This is a genomic window from Thiorhodococcus mannitoliphagus (genome assembly GCF_010915725.1).
Classification (GTDB): Bacteria; Pseudomonadota; Gammaproteobacteria; order Chromatiales; family Chromatiaceae; genus Thiorhodococcus; species Thiorhodococcus mannitoliphagus.
Genome location: NZ_JAAIJR010000484.1, coordinates 1 through 392, shown reverse-complemented (window position 1 = coordinate 392; position 392 = coordinate 1). Strand labels below are relative to the sequence as shown.

At 66.3% G+C, this 392-nt stretch carries 1 pseudogene; it reads left to right on the top strand.

The window, feature by feature from the left end:
• Positions 1-392: pseudogene (locus tag G3480_RS27465) on the top strand (IS66 family transposase); the annotation flags it as partial.

Below are 392 nucleotides of genomic sequence, written 5' to 3'. Positions count from 1 at the left end.
CATCATCCCGGCGTCTGCGAGGCCTGCGCCGAGGCGCTGCCGGGAGACGCGCCCAGTGTCGCCTACGCCGGCTTTCAGTCGGTCGATCTCCTGTGGGGCAACCCAGCGCAACCGGGCATGCATTTGCAGGTCACCGATCATCGTCTCTATGAAACCACCTGCGCTTGCGGTCATCACACGCGTGCACGTCCCGGCGAAGGGCTGGTCGAGGATCCAACCTTGGAACCGGTGACCTTAAGCGAATGGCGCCTGGTTGGGCCGGGGCTCGCGGCCCTGATCGTCGCCCTGCATCTGCGCTTTTGCATGTCGCGACGGCGGATGCGGGAGTTTCTCCACGACTGGCTGGCCTTGAGCCTGAGCGTGGGCACCCTGGATCGCACCCTGCGCGAGGC